Source organism: Rhodobacter sp. NSM (assembly GCF_052244495.1).
GTDB lineage: Bacteria > Pseudomonadota > Alphaproteobacteria > Rhodobacterales > Rhodobacteraceae > Cereibacter_A.
The window spans coordinates 147,308-160,347 of the sequence record NZ_JBQPXH010000005.1 but is presented as its reverse complement, the minus strand read 5'-3'; the positions used below and the strand labels follow the sequence as shown (position 1 = coordinate 160,347).

The 13,040-nt window shown below is 66.2% G+C and carries 14 protein-coding genes; 4 read left to right on the top strand and 10 right to left on the bottom strand.

Annotation, left to right across the window (positions count from 1 at the left end; translation table 11 throughout):
- Positions 1 to 6: 6 nt before the first annotated feature.
- From ACTVZP_RS12395 to ACTVZP_RS12360, 8 genes are all read right to left on the bottom strand, one after another.
- Entirely contained in the window at positions 7 to 357 is a 351-nt protein-coding gene (locus ACTVZP_RS12395; RefSeq protein ID WP_443212454.1) for a cupin, read from the bottom strand.
- A 67-nt stretch (positions 358 to 424) separates the two neighbouring features.
- Positions 425 to 1,141, bottom strand: a complete 717-nt coding sequence (locus ACTVZP_RS12390; RefSeq protein ID WP_443212453.1) for an LrgB family protein — start codon at positions 1,139 to 1,141, stop codon at positions 425 to 427.
- Entirely contained in the window at positions 1,134 to 1,487 is a 354-nt protein-coding gene (locus ACTVZP_RS12385; RefSeq protein WP_443212452.1) for a CidA/LrgA family protein, read from the bottom strand. Before ACTVZP_RS12385 ends, ACTVZP_RS12390 begins: the two co-directional genes overlap by 8 nt.
- Before the next feature lie 55 nt (positions 1,488 to 1,542).
- Complete coding sequence (locus ACTVZP_RS12380) at positions 1,543 to 2,211, bottom strand: aspartate/glutamate racemase family protein (RefSeq protein WP_443212451.1); 669 nt, start codon at positions 2,209 to 2,211, stop codon at positions 1,543 to 1,545.
- Entirely contained in the window at positions 2,212 to 3,048 is an 837-nt protein-coding gene (locus ACTVZP_RS12375; protein ID WP_443212450.1) for an ABC transporter permease, read from the bottom strand.
- 3 nt (positions 3,049 to 3,051) lie between these two features.
- Complete coding sequence (locus ACTVZP_RS12370; protein WP_443212449.1) at positions 3,052 to 3,915, bottom strand: ABC transporter permease; 864 nt, start codon at positions 3,913 to 3,915, stop codon at positions 3,052 to 3,054.
- Positions 3,916 to 4,153: 238 nt separating this feature from the next.
- Positions 4,154 to 5,419: an ABC transporter substrate-binding protein gene (locus tag ACTVZP_RS12365; protein WP_443212448.1), complete on the bottom strand. Its 1,266-nt coding sequence runs from the start codon at positions 5,417 to 5,419 to the stop codon at positions 4,154 to 4,156.
- Between the two features lie 26 nt (positions 5,420 to 5,445).
- Positions 5,446 to 6,441, bottom strand: a complete 996-nt coding sequence (locus ACTVZP_RS12360; protein ID WP_443212447.1) for an ABC transporter ATP-binding protein — start codon at positions 6,439 to 6,441, stop codon at positions 5,446 to 5,448.
- A gap of 230 nt (positions 6,442 to 6,671) precedes the next feature.
- Here ACTVZP_RS12360 and ACTVZP_RS12355 point away from each other — a divergent pair, with 230 nt between their 5' ends.
- Complete coding sequence (locus tag ACTVZP_RS12355; protein WP_443212446.1) at positions 6,672 to 7,367, top strand: GntR family transcriptional regulator; 696 nt, start codon at positions 6,672 to 6,674, stop codon at positions 7,365 to 7,367.
- 192 nt (positions 7,368 to 7,559) lie between these two features.
- Positions 7,560 to 7,997 (top strand): RrF2 family transcriptional regulator, encoded by a 438-nt coding sequence (locus ACTVZP_RS12350; protein ID WP_443212445.1) that lies wholly within the window; start codon positions 7,560 to 7,562, stop codon positions 7,995 to 7,997.
- On the opposite strand, the gene rarD is transcribed toward ACTVZP_RS12350, so the two are convergent.
- Positions 7,994 to 8,893 carry an EamA family transporter RarD gene (gene rarD / locus ACTVZP_RS12345; RefSeq protein WP_443212444.1) on the bottom strand — a complete coding sequence of 300 codons (900 nt, stop codon included), beginning with the start codon at positions 8,891 to 8,893 and terminating at the stop codon, positions 7,994 to 7,996. The two genes, ACTVZP_RS12350 and rarD, sit on opposite strands and share 4 nt — an antisense overlap.
- Before the next feature lie 417 nt (positions 8,894 to 9,310).
- On the opposite strand from rarD, the gene bfr reads away from it, so the two are divergent.
- Together bfr and ACTVZP_RS12335 are read left to right on the top strand one after the other, a co-directional pair.
- Positions 9,311 to 9,808, top strand: coding sequence for a bacterioferritin (gene bfr, locus ACTVZP_RS12340; RefSeq protein ID WP_443212443.1), 498 nt, complete (start codon positions 9,311 to 9,313; stop codon positions 9,806 to 9,808).
- A gap of 421 nt (positions 9,809 to 10,229) precedes the next feature.
- A complete protein-coding gene (locus ACTVZP_RS12335) occupies positions 10,230 to 11,330 on the top strand; it encodes a glycosyltransferase family 4 protein (protein ID WP_443212442.1) in 1,101 nt (366 codons plus the stop codon).
- Between the two features lie 58 nt (positions 11,331 to 11,388).
- Here the strand turns inward: ACTVZP_RS12335 and ACTVZP_RS12330 are convergent, their stop codons facing one another.
- Positions 11,389 to 12,861: a diguanylate cyclase domain-containing protein gene (locus ACTVZP_RS12330; protein ID WP_443212441.1), complete on the bottom strand. Its 1,473-nt coding sequence runs from the start codon at positions 12,859 to 12,861 to the stop codon at positions 11,389 to 11,391.
- Positions 12,862 to 13,040: the final 179 nt, after the last annotated feature.

The window sequence follows — 13,040 nt, the reverse complement described above, 5'->3', positions numbered from 1 at the left end:
CTGCCCCTAGGGATAGGCGCCGAAGATCAGGAAGCCGCCGGCTTCCTCGAGAAGGCGATGACCGGTTCCGGGCGGCAGGATGAGGAGGTAGCCCTTCTCCACCTCCACCGCCTTCCCCTCCGGCCCCCCGAGCCTCAACCGCGCGCGGCCTTCGAGCACGCCGAGCGCCTCGAAGGCGATGCTGTGGAAATGGTCGTAGCCAAAGACCCCATTGCGCCACTGGGGCCGCCATCCATTGCGCGCGGCAAGGTCCTCGGCCTCGTCAGCGTTGACCGGCAGCATCCCTCGGTGGATCACCACCGGCAGATCGGGGTGGCTCCAGCCGGGGGTTTGCAGCATCAGGGTCTCGGAGGTCATCGGCATCTCCCGCAGGCACGTCACGGAGACCCAACACGCTCGAGGCGGCAAGGCTCCCGCCGGACCCTCAGAAGACCCAGTGCGCGAAGAGCGGCGCCAGCAGCGCCGTTGCCACCGCGCCAAGACCGAGGCCGATGCCGGCGAAGGCGCCGGCCCGGGCGTCGGTCAGCAGCATCTGCGCCGTGCCGATCCCATGCGCGGCGAGTCCCACCGCAAAACCGCGAGCCCGTGGGTCGCGGATCCGCGCCAAGGCGAGCAGCGGCGGCGCAAGGATGGCGCCTACGATGCCCGTGAGCAGCACCAGCACGGCCGTGAGGGTCGGAGAGCCGCCGATGCCCTCGGAAATTCCAATGGCGACCGGCGCGGTGGCGGATTTCGGCAACATCGAGAGAATCGTTCCGACCGGCAGGCCCATTCCCCGCCCGATCAGTGTCACGCTGCCGAGTGCCACCGCCAGCCCCGCCGCCAGCGCGGCGGCCATGGGCAGCAGCGCCGCACGCACCGCGCGGCGGTTGTCCCACAGCGGCGTCGCCAGCGCGACTGTCACCGGCCCCAACATGAAATGGATGAACTGGGCGCCTTCGAAGTAGGTGGCGTAACTCGTGCCGGTCAGCTTCAGCGTCGCCGCCACGAGGAGGACCGCGATGAGCACCGGATTGACCCAGGCCCTGCGGCCCGCGCGCTCGAAGGCAAAGCTGCCGACCACGAAGGCGGTGAGCGTCATCACGAGCCAAAGGAGCGGGCCACGCGACAGATAGCTCCAGATCTCGGTCACGTCACTCATCGCGCTGCCCGGTCAGGCGGGCCACCGCGGTGAAAGCCGCGGCCGCGGACAGCAGGGCAAGCAGGGTGCTCGCCACCAGCGTCACCAGAAGCGGCACGGCCTCGTCCGCGATGAGGTCGAGGTGGCCGACGATGCCCACCCCCGCCGGAACGAAGAGGAGCGACATGTAGCCGAGGATCGCGGCGTTCGTCGACCTGATGCGCTCGGACAGGTCGGGCCGGGCCGCGAAGAGGCTGAGCAGCATCAGAAGCCCGAGGATCGGGCCCGGAACGGGCAGGCCCAGCCCGCGGGCGATCACCTCGCCCGCGAGTTGCAGGAGGAGCAGGAGGGTCAGGTGGGAAATCATGACTAGCCCGTAATTGGTCCGCAAAACTGACCAATAGCTGCTTTCCCGCCGAAGGTCACGCCCTCTCTGATGATCGGGAGGCCCTGACCAGCGCGGGCGCGAGATGTGCCGCCGCAGCCACCCCGTCGATGAGGCGCAGCCGCGTGCCGGCCGAAAGCGCGCGCGCGAGCGGTGCCATGCCCGCGCAACCGAGAATGGCCGCCGCAATTCCGTCCTCGGCTTCGGCCTGGGCAATTTCCTCGGCCAGCCGCGCCAGCGCCGGCGCCTCGGCCGCCTCGACCTCGAGCACGGCAAGGCCCGAGGCGCGCACGCGGGCGCATTGGCCGGCCAGACCGTAGGCCGAAAGGTTCTCCTCGATCACCGGCACCGAGACCGGCAGCGTCGTCACGACCGAGAACCTGTGGCCGAGCAGCGCGGCCAGATGGAAGGCCGCCTGTCCGATCCCGATCACCGGGCAATGGGCCGCGGCACGGATCTCGGCGAGGCCGGTGTCGTCGAAACAGGCCAGCACGATCGCGTCGACGCCCGCGTCCCGGGCCGCGGGCAGGAGCTTCCGGATCCCCGCGACCGCCGCCGCCCCATCCTCGGGACCCTGGATCGCCGGGGGCCCGTCCTCGTTGGTCCAGCCGATGATCTCGAGCCCAGATGCCGCCTCGCGCGCGATCCGGACGACCGCTTCGGTCATCGAGGCGGTGGAATTCGGGTTGATGTAGAGAAGCTTCACTCAGACCCCCTTGCCCGCATCGGATCCGGCGCGGGCGCGCCTGCGGCCGAGCGTCCAGACCGTCAGCAGGAACACCCCGATCACGATGAAGGAGAAGACCGTGGTCAGCGTGCCGAGCGCGAAGATAACGGGTGTCGTGACGTTGGTGGTCATGCCGTAGATCTCGAGCGGCAGGGTGTTGTGGCTCCCTGATGTCAGCAGGGTCCGCGCGAATTCATCGTAGGAGAGCGTGAAGCCGAAGAGCGCGACCCCGATCAGCGACGGCGCGATGATCGGCAGGACGACATGGCGGATCGTCTGCCAGGCACTGGCGCCCTGATCGCGCGCGGCTTCCTCGTAGGCGGGATTGAAGCGGTTGAAGACCGCGAACATGATCAGAAGGCCGAAGGGCAGCGTCCAGGTCAGCTGCGCGCCGAAGCCCGAGCTCGCCCAGTGCACCGGCAGGCCGGCCTGCGAGAAGATCAGCCCCACCCCCAGCGAGACGAGGATCGACGGGATCACGAGGCTCGCCACGACGAGCTGGAAGACAAGCCCCGAACCCGCAAACTTCTTGCGAAAGGCAAGGCCACCCATGACCGAGACGACGACGGTCGTCACCATCACCATCAGGCCGAGGAGGAGCGAGCGTCCGAAGGCGCCCCAGATATCGCCCACCGCCTGCTGCTGGAAGAGATCGCGGAACCAGTGCACCGAGACGCCCCGCATCGGGAAGGTGAGCCCGCCTTCGGGCCCCTGGAACGAGAGGATCGCGATGGTGATCGTGGGACCGTAGAGAAAGAGCAGGAACAGGCCGAAGATCCCGGCGAGGACGTAGAACGAGCGCGGACGCGGTTCCATGGCTCAGAGCTCCTTCCGGATGTCGACGAGGCGCAGGAGGATGCTGATCGTGATCAGCACGGTCACGAGCAGCACCACCGCCGTGGCCGAGGCCGAGGGATACTGCAGCAGCGCGATGTCGTTCGAGATCAGACGGCCCACGTTCGCCGCCTGCGAGCCCGACATGAAGCGCACGGTGATGAAGTCGCCCATGACGAGAGTGATGACGAAGATCGAACCGATCATGATGCCGGGCTTGGTCAGCGGCAGGATCACGTTGACGAGCGTCTGGAAGCCGGTTGCCCCGGCATCGCTGGCGGCCTCGATCAGGCTGCGGTCGATGCGCATCATCGTGTTGAAGATCGGCACCACCATGAAGAGCGTGTAGAGGTGGACGAAGGCGAGGATCACCGAGAAATCCGAGAAGAGGAGCCAGTCGAGCGGCTGGTCGATCACCCCCCAAGAGATGAGGGTCGAGTTTGCAATGCCATTCCGGCCGAGGAACGGGATCCACGAGATCATCCGGATGATGTTCGAGGTCCAGAACGGGATGGTGCAGAGCAGGAAGAGCGCCGTCTGCCAGGTCTGGCTCCGGACGTGGAAGGCGAGGAAATAGGCGACGGTAAAGCCGAGGACCAGTGTCACCGCCCAGGTGATCGCGGCGTATTTGAAGGTGTTCAGGAACACCCGGTAGGTCACCTCCGACCCGAAGAGGAAATCGTAGTTCTCCCAGGAGAAGGCCGGCACGATCGAGAACTCGGTCGCCGTCCAGAAGCTCACGATCACGATCATCACGATGGGCAGGACGAGAAAGGCCGCAAGCACGAGGCCCAGCGGTGCGGCCAGAAGCCAGCCTGTCACGTTCGGTGATCTAAGAATGCGCTCCATCTTTCCTCCGCGGGTCTGGCGGCCTCTCCGCCCGAGGAGAGGCCCGTGCGCCGGTTGACCGGCGGTATGCGCCTTGCGCCTCCCTTCCGTGAAGAGGCGCAGATAAAGATTTGTGCGCAATGCTTTGAGCGCTGATCTTAACCTGAAGTGTCAACAGGGGTCCGCCTGTGCCGGGCATGACCGGCCGGAGGCGGCTCCGAGCCCGTCCGGGCGGAGACACCGCCCGGACAGTCCAGGATCAGGCCGAGATGAACTCGTTCCACTTGCGGACCATGTACTGGTTCTCGTCCATCACCGAGTTCCAGCAGGCGACGCGGCCCATGCGCTCCTCGAACGAGCCGCCGTCGCGCACCTCGCCCGCCTGCGCCATCGGCTGGCCCTGCGGGTTGGTGATCGTGTCGGTGGCGGGCTTGCCCTCGAACCAGTAGCCCCATTCGTTCTCGGACATGAACTCCTTGGACGTTTCCGGCACGGCCGAGTAGTAGCCCTGGCGCATGAGGAAGCCGCCGACCCAGCCCGAGAGGTACCAGTTGATGTATTCGTAGGCCGCCTCGAGGGCGAGGCCGTCGAGATTGGCCGAGAGGCCGATGCCGCCACCCCAGGACCGGTAGCCTTCCTTGAGCGGCTGGTAGACGCAGGGGATGCCGCGCGACTTCACCGCCGTGATCGCGGGCGACCACATGGACTGGATCACGACCTCGCCGGAGGCCATCAGGTTCACGCTCTCGTCGAAGGTCTTCCAGAAGGCGCGGAACTGGCCGGCCTTCTTGGCTTCGGTAAAGATCGCCATGGTCTTGTCGATCTCCTCCCGGGTCATGTTGCCCTTGTCGCCGTAGGTGATCTCGCCCATCGCCTCGCAGACCATGGCGGCATCCATGATGCCGATCGACGAGATGTCGAGGATCGAGGCCTTGCCCTTGAACTCGGGGTTCAGAAGCTCGGTCCAGCTTTCGATCGGACGGCCAACGAGGTCGGGGCGGATGCCCAGCGTGTCGGCATTGTAGATCGTCGGGATGAGCGTCATCCAGCCCGACTCTTCCTGAACGAAGTCCGTGCCGCCCGGACCGGAGGTGAAGCCCACGGTGTGCGGCGCAGTGCCCTGCGCGATGGTCGACTCCGGCGTGAGCTTGCCCGAGCGGAAGATGCCCACGATCTTGTCGTAGTTCTTGATCTTCGAGGTATCCATCGCCTGCAGGTTGCCGGTCGGCCAGACCTTCTTGCAGATCCAGTATTCGATGTCGGCGATGTCGAAGCTGTCGGGCTGGGTCGCCGCGCGCTGGGTGACGGCGTCGCTGTCGAGCGCCGTCATCGTGAGGGTGAAGCCGAGGTCCTCCTTCACCTTCTGCGCCACCTCGTTGAGGTTCGACACGCCGGTGCCGAACTGGCGCAGCGTGACGTCCTTGATGTCCTGCGCCCAGATCATCGGCGCAGGGAAGGCCGAAGCGAGGCCGGCCGCCGCCGCGCCCTTGAGCAGCGTCCTGCGGCTGTAGTGGTTCTTTTTCATAGAAGTCATCCCTCTGTTGAACTGGATCAGGCGTGGAGGCGGTGCAGCCGCCCCTCGTCCCAGGCGAGGCGCACGGCGTCGCCCGGTTGTTTCGGTCGCTCGAAGAAGGCCGCTTCGGGGATCAGGGCCACGATCTCCTGATCTCCCGCTGCCCGAACGGTCAGGGCAACGTGGGCGCCCTGGTATTCCACGGCCTGCACGACCGCCTCCTGACCCGAAAGCTGGCCCTCCGGCCCGGATACGAGGCGGATCTCGTCGCAGCGGATGGCGAAGCGGCCCCGCGGCAGCGACACGACATTGTGGCCACCCATGAAGCGGGCGACGAATTCGGTGGCAGGCGCGTTGAAGACCTCGCGCGCCGGCCCGGCCTGCTCGATCTTCGCGTTGTTCATCACGACAATCTCGTCCGCCAGCGCGAGGGCTTCGTCCTGCCCGTGGGTGACGTGGATGAACGAGATCCCGAGCTCCCGCTGGAGCCGCTTCAGCTCGCCGCGCATCCGGACGCGCAGGAACGGGTCGAGCGCCGACAGCGGCTCGTCCAGAAGCAGCACCTGCGGCCCGGTGATGAGCGCACGCGCCAGCGCCACGCGCTGTTGCTGGCCGCCCGAGAGCTGGCTCGGAAGCCGATCCGCATAGCGCTGCATGTCCACCAGTTCGAGCATCTCGGCGGCCTTCGCGCGCCGTGCGGCACCGTCGACCCCTTTCATCTTGAGAGAGAAGGCGACGTTGTCCGTGACCGACAGGTGCGGAAAGAGCGCGTAGCTCTGGAACATCATCGCCGTCCCGCGCTTCGCCGGCGGCAGGCGCGTGACGTCCTTGCCCTCCAGAAGGATCGACCCTTCGGTGACCGTCTCGTGACCCGCGATCATGCGCAGTGTCGAGGACTTTCCGCAGCCGGAGGGGCCGAGCAGGCAGACATAGCTTCCTCCTGCGAACAGGTGGCTGACGTCGGAGACCGCCACGGCGGATCCGCCATAGCGCTTCGTCACATGCACGAGTTCAAGATCGTGTCCGGTCCGCATGGCACCCCCGTCTCTGCCTGTCCTCAGGCTGACGCAGATGGTTCGCCCGCGGCAATTGCGGCGCATCCGTGAGCCGATGGAAATTTCCCGCTGCCCGATTTTTCAGCGACCACCCCGGCTCAGGAACATGATCCGATGCAAGATCGTATACAAACTTGTGCGGAGGCACCCCGGTCTTGCTCCGCAGCAGGCCCGGCGCGAGGAATCAGGCAGGACAGTTGCGAGGCATCATGACGAGTGACAGCGCACAGACCGGATCCGGGGGCAGCGACGCAGTCGCCAGTCGCCTCGCACTCGCGATTCACGAACACAGGATCCAGCCGGGAGCCAAGCTGTCCGAGGACGAGGTGGGCGAGATCTTCGGTGTCAGCCGAACCCTGGTGAGGGCCGCGCTGCAGCAACTGGCACATGACCGGCTCGTCACATTGAAGCGCAACCGCGGCGCCTTCGTCGCGCAGCCGTCCGTCCGCGAGGCGCGCGAGGTCTTCGAGGCCCGCGCCCTGCTCGAACCGCGCACAGCCCGCTCTGCCGCCGAACGGGCAACAGGCGCCGATATCACGCGTCTGCAGCGCCATATCGACGAGGAGCATGCGGCACTCGCGGACGGGGATCCGGGGCGGGCGCTGCGCCTCTCGGGCCAGTTCCACATCGAGATAGCGGCCATCGCCGATCAGGAAACCCTGCGCGAATTCATCACGCAGCTCGTGGCGCGGTCCTCGCTCATCATCGCGCTCTACTGGCAGAGACGAACCGCGCTTTGCGAAAGCCACGCCCACCATGCCCTGCTGAAGGCTCTCGAGGACGGCGACGGCTCGCGCGCGGAAGAGATGATGAAGGGCCACCTGCTGGATCTGATCTCGTCGCTCGACCTGCGCAACCCCGCGCCCCCCGCCCGATCGCTTCGCGAGGCACTGGCGCGGGCATGAGCCTGTCGCGGAACGCCTTCCGCCGAAGGCATCTGTCGGCTGCACTTGTCGGCTGCTCCGGAACGCAAGTCCGACGCCATCGCCTGCGGCACTTGCGCCTGACCGCCAACTCATTCCGTTTTTTGATTGCGATCAACGCCAATTCGCGATTGCCTGCGTAAAAGGGGCATGCGGTTTTCCCCGGAGTGCAAGATGCGATTGACCAAGTTCAGTGATTACGCCCTGCGCGTCCTGCTCTATGCGGCGAGCATCGAGGACGGGCGGCTTGTGACCATTGGCGAGACCGCCTCGGTCTACGGCATATCCCAAGGTCACCTGAAGAAGGTGGTGATGAACCTCATCCACGCCGGGTTTCTTCAGGGCACGCGCGGCCGCACCGGTGGCTTCCGCCTCGCCCGGCCGGCGAACGAGATCCGCCTGGGCGAGGTCCTGCGCGCCACCGAAACCGACTTTGCACTGGTGGAGTGCTTCCAGCAGGGCAACGCCTGCTGCATCACCCGTCCCTGCCGGCTTCCGCCGATCCTTGCCAAGGCGGTCTCGTCCTTCATGAACACGCTCGACGAGTTCACGATAGCCGACGTGATGATGGCGCCTGAGCAGTTCGGCCTTGAGGAGGAGCAGCAGGCCTAGCGGCGGCTCGACCGGATCAGCGCGACCGTGAAGACCACCAGCGCCAGCCAGATCATCGGGAAGGCGATGGCCTCGGCGCGGCCGAAGGGCTCGCCGAACACGAAGACCGCCGTCAGGAATATCATGGTCGGCGCGACGTATTGCAGGAAGCCGATGGTCGAAAGCCGAAGCAGCTTCGCCCCGTTGGCGTAGAGCATGAGCGGCGTGGCCGTGACGAGCCCCGTTCCCAGCAGCAGCGCCTGGTCCGACAGGCTGCCGTGCAGGAAATGGCCCTCGCCCTTGGCCTCGACCCAGACCGCCACCGCAAGCGCGGGCAGCAGCAGGATCAGCACCTCGAGCAGGAAGCCCTGATTGGGGCCGATCGGCAGCGATTTCTTGAGGTAGGCGTAGCAGCCCCAGGTCAAGGTCAGGCTGATCGCCACCACGGGCAGCCGCCCGGCCTCGACCGTGAGGACGACGACCGCCACCACCGCAAGCGCGATGGCGGCCAGTTGCAGCCGCCCCAGGCGTTCGCCCAGCAGGACCGCGCCGAGAAAGACGCTGAAGAGCGGGTTGATGTAATAGCCGAGCGCGGTGTCGAGCGCATGGCCCGCGCCGATGGCCCAGACATAGATCCCCCAGTTGATCGAAATGAGAGCCGCAGTGGCCGAGGCCATCAGCAGCATGCGCGGCGAACGCAGCGCCACGCGCAGTTCCGAGGTGCGCCCGAGCGCCACCAGCACGGCCAGCGCCACCGGAACGGACCAGATCACCCGGTGCGCCACGACCTCGTAGGGGGGCACATGCGCCAGCGCCTTCATGTAGATCGGCAGAAAGCCCCACAGCAGATAGGCCGACAGCGCAAAGGCGATGCCACGCGCACTGTCTTCGTTCGGGGCAACGGTTGCGTCGGTCATCTGGCCATCCTCGGGATCCGGGATTGCCTTAGCGCAGCCCGGGGCGCAGCGCCAATCTCATCTCGTGCGGTTGACCATCACGACAGCGGATAGAAGATCGGCCGCTCGCGCCCCCGTCTGCCTGCGGCGGGCTGCCGCAGGCGCGCGGCGCGGCGTCCGTCGGATGCGGCCGGCCCGGTTCAAGGTCCGAGCAGATCGCCGGACTTCTTCGCACCTCAAGCGGATGGATGAGGTCAACCTTATGTTTTTCGCCAGAATTGTTGCCTTCCCGCCGGAACGCTTCCATTCTGCGGCCGGCGCTTCCGGCCTGGAGGCGCCTTGCGGTCCGGCCACAGGTGCATCCCCGCCGTGGTCGGGATCGCAATCGGGCACGGGATCCGGGCCGCGGCATCGGATCCGGAAAACAAGAGGACGGACATGAAGGGCGACGAGAAGGTCATCGAATATCTGAACAGGGCGCTGCGGTCGGAACTGACGGCCGTCAGCCAATACTGGCTGCACTACCGCCTTCAGGAAGACTGGGGGTTCGGCGCCATCGCCGACAAGTCGCGTGAGGAGAGCATCGAGGAAATGCGCCACGCCGACCGCCTCATCGCGCGGATCATCTTCCTTGAGGGGCATCCGAACCTGCAGGCGCTCGACCCGCTTCGCATCGGCCAGAACCTGAAGGAAACGCTGGACGCCGATCTCGCGGCCGAGCACGACGCCCGCACGCTGTATATCGAGGCGCGCGATCACTGCGAGAAAGTCGGCGACTATGTCTCGAAGGGTCTCTTCGAAGCGCTGATTGCGGACGAAGAGGGTCATATCGACTTCCTCGAGACGCAGCTCGGGCTGATGGACAGCATCGGGGCGCAGAACTACGGGTTGCTGAACGCGCGCCCGGCCGACAAGGCCGAGGGCGGCGAGCACTGATCGACGAAGGGCAACCGCCGGGGGACCTGGCGGCTGCCCTTCGCCTGAAGCGACGGCTGCGGCGTGCGAGGCCATGCCGACAGTCATGGAACTGCCTGCGTTTGCACCACGGATGAGAATATCCGGTCCACTGGCGTGCATGGCCCCGCCGACTGAGCTTCATTCCGCGCAGGAAGGCCGTCTGAACCTTTCGACGCCTTGCAGGACAGCTCGCGACGCCTCACCTTCCCGATCGTAGTGACAAGTCTCGTGCTGATGAAGCGACGGGGTCGCGCCTGGCGGTGACGTGCCTCGCAAAGACGGTTCCTTGAATGAAGGGGCGTAATCCGCCCCGTGCTCACCCTTAGCTGCAATCCACAGGTTCCACCGAGACCCCTCGGAGGAGCAACGGAAGCTCATGCGCAATGTCCGGGGCCATCCCATGAACAGACCCGATTTCTCGCGCCTTGCCTGCGTCGTCAGCGGTTCGGTTCCCGCCGACGTCAAGAGAAGGATCGAATGCGGCGAGAACCCCGCGCTCGATTTCACGCATCTCCAGAGTCTGTCGGCGCGCCTCTTCACGAAGGATTCGGCACCAGGTGCCTCGCGCCTTCTCCGTCGGGCGCTGGGGGAACGGTTCGGACCGGCCGAGGCGGTGGCCGAAGAGGCCGGGAACTTCGACGCGATCCTCTGCGTGGCCGAGGACATAGGCGTGCCGGTGGCGATCGCGCTGCGGCTGCGGGGGAAACGGGTGCCGCTTCTCGTGGGCGTGCACGGGCACTACCTCGTCAACCGGAAATTCCGGATCTGGGCGCGGCTCGCGCGCCACGACCCGAACATTCATTTCCTGCCGCTCTCCGAGCCGATCCGGCACCGGCTGATGGACGATTTCGGCATCCCTTCCCAGCGCTGCCGGACACTGTGCGTGCCGGTCGACTGCGCCTTTTTCACCCCGGCCGAGCAACCGCAGGCCGGGCCGCCATTGATCCTGAGCGCCGGTGCGGCGCAACGGGACTATGCGACCCTGGCGGCCTGCATGGCCGATGTGCCGGCGACCTTCCGCATCGCCTCGGGGTCGAGTTGGATCGCCGATGCGGCGATGGTCGAACTGCCGGGCAACTGCCAGATGGGCAGTGCGGGATCCATGACGAAGCTCCGCGATCTCTATCGGAGCGCGTCAATGGTGGTTCTGCCGCTTGAGGACGTGGAGCATGCCAGCGGCTATGCGGTGGCGATGGAGGCCATGGCCATGGGCAAGGCGCTTGTCGTGACGCGCACACGGGCACCGGCGGACTTCTTCCGCGATGGCGAGACCTGCCTTCTGGTGCCGCCCGGGGATGCCGATGCACTGAAGGCGGCCATGCTGCGGCTGCTCTCGGACGCGCCGCTGCGCGAACGGCTGGGCCGGGCGGCGCGTCAGATCATGGTCTCGTGCTACGGAATGGACGCCTACACCAGCGCACTGGCGCGGATCCTGGCAGAGGTTCGGCGCAGGCCGCTGCCCCGGTCACTGGCCGAAGCGTCGCACGCCGGCAGCATCTGATGCCGACGGCGGCCAAGCGGCCCGGCCGCAGAGGCGGGTAGCCGTCACTCGGGGCATCTCAGCGCGCCGTGAGCACCGAGGCCGGAGCGCGGCGGTCGGCCTCCGCGTAGAACTTGCGCTTTTCCTCGTACATCCGCTGATCGGCCCGCCTTACCAGTTCCTCGGTCGTTTCTCCGGCGATGCTGGTCGCATGGCCGATCGAGACCGAGAGCGGGACTGCGAAGTGGAACTTGTTGTTCACGGACAGCAGGCGCCTGATCGCATCGACCATCGCCTCGGCTTCCACCTCGGCCGCCCGCGGCATGACGACGGCGAATTCGTCGCCACCGATCCTCGCCGGGTGACAGGTTTCGCCCACGGCCTCCTTCAGCACCTCGCCCATTCTCCGGAGAAGCTGATCTCCGGCATCATGTCCCAGCTCGTCATTGACCGCCTTCAGCCCGTTCAGGTCGAGCATGACGACCGAGACCGGCCGCACCTTCTGCCGCTCGAGCCGGTTCAGCTCGTCGATGTAGAAGGCACGGTTGTTGACGCCCGTCAGCACGTCATGCTTGCCGAGATAGGCAAGATAGGCCTCGGCCTTCTTGCGTGCGGTGATGTCGGTCAGCGCGACCTGCACAAGCGACCAATCGTGCTCGTGTCCCGGCAACACGGCGAAGTGCATGATGACGGCGCGTTCGGTTCCGTCGAGCGCATAGTTCACGACTTCCCGGCTGTGGTAGTAGTGATGGTTCCAGAGATCGATCAGCTGTTCGCGGAAATGCTGCTCCATGTTGTCGCGGAACACGTCGCGGAGCCGGCTGAGCAGCGTCGCCTTGTCCGGTGCGCAGAACATCTCGAGCGTGGCGTTGTTGACGTCGATCACCCGGATCTCGCCCATGCATTGCCGGACGAATTCGGGGTGCACGTCGGTGAAGACGCGCAGGTCGACGATCCCGCGCGAGCGCAGGTTCTCCATGAGCTGGCGGATCTGGCTGAAATCCTCGACCCAGAGCGAGACCGGCGAATGCTCGAAGATCCCCTCGGCATAGCGGCGGCTCAACAACTCGCGTCTCCGGGCCTCCTCGCGGGCGGTCACGTCCTCGCAGGTGAGGAGGATGCGCTCGAGGCTCTGTTCGGATCCGGGCAGCACCGCCCCGCGCAGCTGGATGTCGAGACGCCTGCCGCCGAGCGAGTAGTTCACCGCGGTGCCGGAGAAGCTCGTCTCACCCGCCCAGAGCTGCGCAAGCTCGTTGATGTGGCTCTGAAGCATCTCGTCACGGAACACCAGTCCGAGGTTCGCGACCAGATGATCGAGGTCCCGCGCCTCGTAGAGTTGGAGCGTGCGCGCGTTGACCTTCACGACACGGATCCGGCGCGAACAGGCGGCCACGCGTGCAAGATCCTCTTCGAGGAAGGCGCGGAGGTCGGTGATCCCGTCCGCCCTCCATTGGTCGAAGAGCGCACGGACCTCGCTGAAGTCCTCGATCCACATCGAGATGGGGGCGAGGTCGAAGGCGGTATCCTCGATGGGCTTGGGCAGTCCGGGCATGAAGCTGGTCTCTCCAGGGAATCGTGGACTGGCTAACCGCATGGTGAACTCGGGACGGTTGCGGCTGTGCTAATGCAACTCTCCTCTGCTCGTAAAGTGCAACTTGCCGTTGTCGGATCGAGAGAAAGACAACCGCGCGCCCGTCGCTGGCGAGGCGGCGCCGGGCGGCGCACAAGCGG